Below are 7,631 nucleotides of genomic sequence, written 5' to 3'. Positions count from 1 at the left end.
ATGCACGGTTCGATCGGCCCGTCCTGCGCGGTCGCCGACGTGCGCGAGGACGGGGCGAGGATTTGGTCGGGGACACAGAACCCGTATCCGTTACGGCTCGATCTGTCGATTTTGCTCGGCATCGACGAGCAGGCCATCGAGGTGCTGCGGTTCGAGGCCGCAGGCTGCTACGGCCGCAACTGCGCCGACGATGTCGCTGCCGACGCCGCGCTGCTGTCGCGGGCAGTCGGGCGGCCGGTGCGGGTACAGCTCACCCGGGAACAGGAACATGCCTGGGAGCCGAAGGGCGCCGCGCAACTGATGGAGGTCTCCGGCGGGCTGAATGCCGACGGCAGTCCGGCTGCCTATGATTTCGCCACCCGCTATCCGTCCAACGCGGCGACGACACTGGCGCTGCTGCTGACCGGGATGGTGCCGGCCGATAATCCGGTTTTCGAGATGGGCGATCGCACCGCGATCCCGCCATACGCCTACGACAACATCCGCGTCAAAGTTCACGACATGGCGCCGATCGTGCGCGCGGCGTGGCTGCGCGGCGTGTCGGCGTTGCCGAACTCGTTTGCGCACGAGAGCTACATCGACGAACTCGCGGCAGAGGCCGGCGTCGATCCGGTCGAGTACCGGCTACGCTATCTGCATGATGAGCGCGCGGTCGATCTGGTAAAGGCGGTCGCGGCGCGCGCCGGCTGGGAGCATCGCACCGGACCGCGGCGCGAAATGGTCGATAGCGACATCACACGCGGTCAGGGCTTTGCCTATGCGCTGTACGTGCATTCGAAGTTTCCCGGATACGGCGCGGCATGGTCGGCCTGGGTTGCCGATGTCGAGGTCAACAACGCGACCGGCGACGTCGCGGTCAAGCGCGTGGTGGTCGGCCAGGATTCCGGATTGATGATCAATCCGGCCGGGATCGAGCATCAGATCCATGGCAACGTCATCCAGTCGACCAGCCGTGCATTGAAGGAGCAGGTGAGCTTCACCGATACGGCGGTCGCCGACAAGGAATGGGGGGCCTATCCGATCCTGACGTTTCCGGAAGTCCCGGTGATCAACGTCGTGCTGATGCCGCGGCCGGACGATCCGCCGCTCGGCTCCGGAGAATCCGCCTCGGTGCCGTCGGCGGCTGCGATCGCCAACGCGATCTTCGACGCCACCGGTGTGCGACTGCGCGAGCCGCCGTTCACGCCGGAGCGGGTGCGGGCCGCGCTCGGCAACCCGCTGTCGCCGCCCAAGCCGTCGCAGCCGAAGAAGAAGTCGTGGTTCGCGCTCGCCGGTGCGGCGCTGGCCGGCGCGCTCGGCATGGCGGCTCTGGCGCTGCCGATCCGTGGCGCGATCGCGCCGATCACGCCGCCCGATCCGGCGTCATTCTCCGCCGACATGATCGCGCGCGGCGCGCAGCTTGCCGGACTCGGCGGCTGCATGACTTGTCACACGCTGCCCGGCGGCATCGCCAATGCCGGCGGTCGTCCGATCGAGACGCCGTTCGGCACGGTGTATTCAACTAACCTGACTCCCGATGTGGAGACTGGCCTCGGCGCCTGGTCTTATGCGGCGTTCGAGCGGGCGATGCGCGAAGGCATCGGGCGGGACGGCTCTCATCTTTATCCGGCGTTCCCGTATGCGTCGTTCACGCACACGTCCGACACCGACCTGCAGGCGCTTTACGCGTATCTGATGAGTCGGCCTGCGGTGAAGGCGAAGACGCCGACCGCCAAGATGGCGTTTCCGTTCAACATCCGGCCGCTGATGGCGGGGTGGAATACGTTGTTCCTGCGGCCCGGCCAGATACCGACCGATCCGAGCCGCTCGCCGCAATGGAATCGCGGCGCTTATCTCGTCGAAAGCCTCGGCCATTGTGGCGCCTGCCACACCCCGCGTAACGCGCTCGGCGCAGAGCGCAGCGACAAGCACCATCTGGCCGGTGGCGATGTCGACAGTTGGCATGCGCCGTCGCTGACCGCGCTGTCGCGCGCGCCGATCGCCTGGAACGAGGCGGAGCTGTTCACGTATCTGCGAACCGGTTTTTCCCAGTTCCACGGCACCGCCGCAGGCCCGATGGCGCAGGTGGTGCAACAACTCGCAGCCGTGCCCGACGCCGACATCCGCGCGATGGCGACCTATCTGGCTTCGTTCGCGCCGGCGCCGCCGTCCGATCCGGCTGCGCAGGCCGCGGCACTGAAGAGCGCGGCGGAGGCTTCGTTGCGTCCGCTCGATACGCTCGGCGGCAGACTCTACGAGGGCGCTTGCGCGAGCTGCCACAGCGAGACGGGTCCGATGCTGTTCGGCGTCCGCCCGGCGTTGGCGCTCAATACCAATGTGCACGCCGCGACCCCGGACAATTTGATCCGTGTCGTGCTCGACGGCATCCCCGATCCGGCCGCCGCCGACCTCGGCGACATGCCGGCGTTTCGCGACAGCTTCAGCGACGACCAGATTGCGGCGCTGGTGAACTACATGCGGGGCAAGTTCGCTCCCGACGCGCCGGCCTGGAGCGGGGTGGAGCAGGACGTCGCACGGCTACGTGCGCACCGCGCGGTGCACTGAGCTTGGACGTTCCGGCTCCGGCCGCCTGAAATAACAGCGCAAATTGCCCGAAATGTCCGCAGCCGCAGAACGCTGCCGCGTTGACGAGCGCTTTCAAAATCGGTAATTTCGTTTGTATACAAATGAAATGTGGCGGCCACCAGCGGGCCGGGAAGAGCAATCGTCGGGCTCGGCCAGGGCGGCCTTGTCCCTCAGCCGGAACACTCGCCGGCAGCGACTGCTCATCGCACCGGCGCAGCTCGGGGGGCGCAAACTCCGGAGCCCTGCTTTGAGCAACATGATGGAAGAGCGCGTGCTCGCCGTGCGTCACTGGACCGATCGGCTGTTCAGCTTCACTACGACCCGGCAGGCGGGCTTTCGTTTCCGCAACGGCCAGTTCACCATGACCGGCATCGAGGTCGACGGCCGGCCGTTGATGCGAGCCTACTCGGTGGTCAGTCCGAACTACGAGGACACCCTCGAATTCTATTCGATCAAGGTTCCCGATGGGCCGCTGACGTCGCGGTTGCAGCACCTCAAGGAGGGCGATCCGATCATCGTCGGGTGCAAGGCGACGGGCACGCTGGTGATCGACAATCTGCGCGCGGGCCGCAATCTGTATCTGCTCGGCACCGGCACCGGCGTCGCGCCGTTTCTGTCGATCGTGCGCGATCCCGAGACCTACGAGCGTTTCGAAAAGGTGGTGCTGGTGCACGGCTGCCGGCAGGTCGCCGAACTCGCCTATGGCGAGCGGATGGTGACCGCACTGTGCGACCACGAATTCCTGGCCGACGAGATCGCCGACAAGCTGTTGTACTACCCGACCGTGACCCGCGAGCCATTCCGCAACCAGGGCCGAATCTCGCATTTGCTCGATACCGGAAAGCTGTTCGACGACCTTGGATTGCCGGCGCTCGACCGGGAGCAGGACAGGGCCATGCTGTGCGGGTCTCCGCAGATGATGGTGGACCTCAAGGCAAGGCTGATCGGTCTCGGTTTCGAGGAAGGCAATCACGGCGAGGCTGGTGACTTCGTGCTGGAAAAGGCGTTCGCCGAACGCTGAGTATTTTCCTGCACGGCATCGTGGCCGTCCGCATTGCAATTACCGCGCGGCGCCGTAGAGTTCGTATGCTTACAAATGAACGGCCGGGCCCGACCTCGCCAACCCGGCGCTCTTATCGGAGACGTCTTCCATGGCTCACGACGCGCCGTCCGGCCCCCAAGGTCCTACCAAGCTGGTGATCCGCAACATCGGTCTGATGCTCAGCGGCGATCTCGACAAGCCGATCCTCGAGGCTGATACCATCGTCGCGGAGAACGGACGGATTTCCGCGATCGGCCGACTCAAGGACGTCGATACCGAGGGCGCGACCACAACAGTGGACGCCAACGGCGCCGCGATCACGCCGGGCCTGATCGACAGCCATGTCCATCCTGTCGCCGGCGACTGGACACCGAGGCAGAGCCAGATCAACTGGATCGACTCGTCGTTGCATGGCGGCGTCACCACCATGATCTCGGCCGGCGAGGTGCACTACCCGGGCCGGCCTCGCGACGTCATCGGCATCAAGGCGCTGGCGATCGCGGCGCAGCGTTCGTTCAGCGCGTTTCGCCCGACCGGCGTCAAGATGCACGCGGGCGCGCCGGTGATCGAGCACGAGATGGAGGAGAACGACTTCAAGGAACTCGCCGCGGCGGGCGTCAAGTTGCTCGGTGAGATTGGACTCGGCGGCGTCAAGGACGGCCCGACCGCCAAGAAGATGGTGGAGTGGGCTCGCAAATACGGCATCCAATCGACCATCCACACCGGCGGCCCGTCGATCGCCGGCTCCGGACTGATCGACAAGGACGTCGTGCTCGAAGCCGGCACCGACGTGGTCGGACATATCAACGGCGGCCACACCGCGCTGCCCGACGGGCAGATCCGTTGTATCTGCGAGGGTTGCAAGGCCGGCCTGGAGTTGGTGCACAACGGCAACGAGCGATCGGCGCTGTACACCTTGCGCATCGCGCGCGAGATGGGCGATCTGCATCGCGTCATTCTCGGAACCGACGGCCCTGCCGGCTCCGGCGTGCAGCCGCTCGGCATCTTGCGGATGGTTTCGCTGCTGTCGTCGCTTGGCGATCTGCCGGCCGAGCAAGCGTTCTGTCTCGCCACCGGCAACACCGCGAAGATGCGCGATCTCGACGTCGGCCTGATCGAGGTCGGCCGCGCAGCAGACTTCGTGATCATGGACGTTGCCCAACATTCCGGCGGGGCAACTCTGCTGGAAAGCGTTCAGTTCGGCGACATCCCGGGTATCGGCATGACGATCATCGACGGCATTGTCCGCAGCGAGCGCTCGCGCAATACGCCGCCGGCAACGCGCATCCCGACCATCGTCAAAGCGTAAGGCCGCCGAACGGCTGAAGGCGCAGCCGAGCGGGCGACGCCAGACGGCACGATCGAACCATGCCGATGGTCGAGCGGACGGTTAGCGCCGAAAGTCCGGTTTGCGCTTCTGTTGGAACGCAGCGACGCCTTCGGCGAACTCGGCGCTGCCGAACGCGACGCCCTGGGCGAAGGCTTCAAGGGCGAAGAATTGTTCGATCGGCTCGAACGCGCCGTTGACCAGCATCTTGGTGAGGCCGAGCGATGTCGCCGGACCGGCCGCAAGGTCGGCCGCGAGCTTCAGCGTTTCACCCATCAACGTGCCGGCCGGCACCACCCGCTTGGCGATGCCGAGCGCCAGCGCTTCGTCCGCCTCGACGCGGCGGTTGGTGAGCAGAATGTCCTTGGCGCGCATCGCACCGATCGCCCTCGGCAGCGTCAGTGCAAGGCCGAGATCCGGCGCGGCGCCGAGCCCAGGAAACGCCGCCCGAAAATAGGCCTGATCGGACATCAGCACGATGTCGCAGAGTAGCGCCAGCGAGAAGCCCGCGCCGGCGGCCGCACCGTTGACGGCAGCGATCACCGGCTTTTCGGCCGTGAGCAACATCTGGGCCCAGCCGTGCGTGACTTGCATCCGCCGCCGCACCTGAGGTGCACCGCGCTCTCCCATGTTGTTGATATCACCGCCGGCGCAGAACGACTCGTCGCTGCCGGTGATGACCAGACAGCGGACGGTCGGATCAGTGAGTAATTCCGGGATGCGAAGTTCGAGAGGTTTCTTCACCGCCGGCTGCAGCGCATTGCGCGTCGACGGGCTGTTGAGGCGAACCACCATGACGTCGTCATGGCGTTCGAACACGACGGCGTCGCCGCCGGTGGCGTTTGTTGGCATGTTTCCGTCCCAGTTCTGTTTGCGCCAAGCATAGAGCATCGGCCGCCGATTGCGAAAACGATTTTCGCAATGTTACAACTGCCCTCAAGCAACAAGGCGGCCAGGGTGGGAGCGCGACATGCAGTTGACGGCGGGCTTGCGCAAGGCGGCTGCGTTCCGTGCCGACGAGACCGCTCTCGTCACGCCCGATCGCAGCTTCAGCCACGGCGAATTGCTGGACCGGGTGGCGCGGCTCGCGAGCGTGTTTCGTGGCCTCGGCGTCGAGGCCGGCGAGCGGGTCGCGATCCTCGCGGCCAACGGCAACGCGTACATCGAGTGCTATTTCGCGGTGCTGTGGGCCGGCGGCGTGGCGGTCCCGATCAATTCGCGCTTCTCGCTGCCGGAAATGATCGAACAGGTCGCCGACGCGGAGCCGTCGGTGCTGGTGAGCGATGGCGGCTTCCTCGACAGTGCGCTGCAGCTCGCCGAGGCGTGTCGCTGCATCAGCGCCGTGATCGCCGCGGCGCCGGGCACCGCTGGGCTACCGAATGTCCATGGCTATGAGGCGGTGCTCGCCGACCACAAGCCTTGCGCCGACGCCGGCCGCGCCGGCGAAGATCTCGCCTGCCTGTTCTACACCGGCGGGACCACCGGCCGCGCCAAGGGCGTCATGCTCAGCCACCGCAACCTCTGGGTCAACGCGGTGGTGACGTCGTTGTATTTCGGCTTCGACGACAGCACGGTGGCGCTCCACGCCGGACCGCTGTTCCATCTCGGCGCCGGCGCGCGGGTCTACACCACCTCGATCATGGGCGGACGCCATGTGGTGATCCCGCGGTTCTCGCCCAAGGACGTGCTGGCCGCGATCAGTCGACACAGGGTGACGGTGGCAACCTTCGTGCCGACGATGCTCGGCATGATCCTGCAGTTGCCGGATCTCGACAGCTACGATCTGTCGAGCCTGAAGCTGATTACCTACGGCGCCTCGCCGATGCCGGAGGCCGTGCTGCAGGAGTGTTTGCGACGGCTTCCTGGAATCAAGTTTGGCCAGTCCTACGGCATGACCGAGCTGTCGCCGGTCGCGACGATTTTGTCGCCGGCCGATCATCTGCCGTCGGCGCCACGGCAGCGGTTACGCTCCGCGGGGCGGCCGATCGTGTCTGCCGAAGTTCGGATCGTCGATGCGGACGATCGCGAACTGAAGCCCGGTGAGGTCGGCGAGGTGGTGGTGCGCGGGCCGATGGTGATGGCGGGCTATTGGAAGCAGCCGGAGCTGACCGCGCAGGTGCTGCGCGGCGGCTGGATGCACACCGGCGATTCCGGCCGGTTCGATGCCGATGGCTATCTCTACATCTCCGATCGGATCAAGGACATGATCATCACCGGCGGTGAGAATGTGTATTCGATCGAGGTCGAGAACGCGATCGCGGCGCACCCCGATGTGCTGCAATGCGCAGTGATCGGCATCCCCCATGCCAAATGGGGAGAAGCGGTGCATGCGGTAGTGGTGCGTCGCCCTGGCGCTGCGGTCACCGAGGATGAATTGATTGCGTTCTGCCGCTCGCTGATCGCCGACTACAAATCGCCGCGCAGCATCGAATTCCGCGACGATCCCCTGCCGCTGTCGAGCGTCAACAAGATCAACAAGACCGCGCTCCGCGCGGCGTATTGGAGCGATAAGGACCGGCGGGTGAACTGAGGTTCTGTCTCAGGCACTGCACCACCTTGGCCGTCATTGCTGTGCATGTTCAACAATTCGGTGATCGAATCCACCCATCAGGGAGGCTTCGATGCGCGACAACAGCTTCGATCGGACGATTGAAAGAAACTACATCCAGAAGTGGCGTTTTCTGATCGCTGAGTACG

General features: G+C 65.5%; 5 protein-coding genes. 4 read left to right on the top strand and 1 reads right to left on the bottom strand.

Translation table 11 applies throughout. The features are described 5' to 3' along the window. The 3 genes from DY468_RS23945 to DY468_RS23935 all read left to right on the top strand — a co-directional run. The coding region (locus DY468_RS23945) for a c-type cytochrome (protein WP_164608033.1) at nucleotides 1-2,544 on the top strand (2,544 nt) is incomplete at its 5' end. A gap of 268 nt (nucleotides 2,545-2,812) precedes the next feature. After that, the gene (locus tag DY468_RS23940) at nucleotides 2,813-3,586 is read left to right on the top strand and encodes a ferredoxin--NADP reductase (protein WP_164608031.1); all 774 of its coding nucleotides are present in this window, start codon (nucleotides 2,813-2,815) and stop codon (nucleotides 3,584-3,586) included. Between the two features lie 130 nt (nucleotides 3,587-3,716). After that, nucleotides 3,717-4,916, top strand: coding sequence for an amidohydrolase family protein (locus DY468_RS23935; RefSeq protein WP_164608029.1), 1,200 nt, complete (start codon nucleotides 3,717-3,719; stop codon nucleotides 4,914-4,916). An 81-nt stretch (nucleotides 4,917-4,997) separates the two neighbouring features. On the opposite strand, the gene DY468_RS23930 is transcribed toward DY468_RS23935, so the two are convergent. Beyond that, a complete protein-coding gene (locus tag DY468_RS23930) occupies nucleotides 4,998-5,786 on the bottom strand; it encodes an enoyl-CoA hydratase/isomerase family protein (RefSeq protein ID WP_164608027.1) in 789 nt (262 codons plus the stop codon). Between the two features lie 118 nt (nucleotides 5,787-5,904). Here DY468_RS23930 and DY468_RS23925 point away from each other — a divergent pair, with 118 nt between their 5' ends. Continuing rightward, entirely contained in the window at nucleotides 5,905-7,464 is a 1,560-nt protein-coding gene (locus DY468_RS23925; RefSeq protein WP_164608026.1) for a class I adenylate-forming enzyme family protein, read from the top strand. Nucleotides 7,465-7,631 lie beyond the last annotated feature (167 nt).

The sequence above is a fragment of the Rhodopseudomonas sp. BR0M22 genome (genome assembly GCF_010907035.1).
Classification (GTDB): Bacteria; Pseudomonadota; Alphaproteobacteria; order Rhizobiales; family Xanthobacteraceae; genus Rhodopseudomonas.
The sequence above is the reverse complement of the archived record's forward strand: the minus strand, read 5'-3'. Positions and strand labels throughout refer to the sequence as shown.

Coding starts and splice junctions, on each gene's coding strand:
- DY468_RS23935 (WP_164608029.1), top strand. CDS start 3,717: ATGGCTCACGACGCGCCGTCCGGCCCCCAAGGTCCTACCAAGCTGGTG.
- DY468_RS23930 (WP_164608027.1), bottom strand. CDS start 5,786: ATGCCAACAAACGCCACCGGCGGCGACGCCGTCGTGTTCGAACGCCAT.
- DY468_RS23925 (WP_164608026.1), top strand. CDS start 5,905: ATGCAGTTGACGGCGGGCTTGCGCAAGGCGGCTGCGTTCCGTGCCGAC.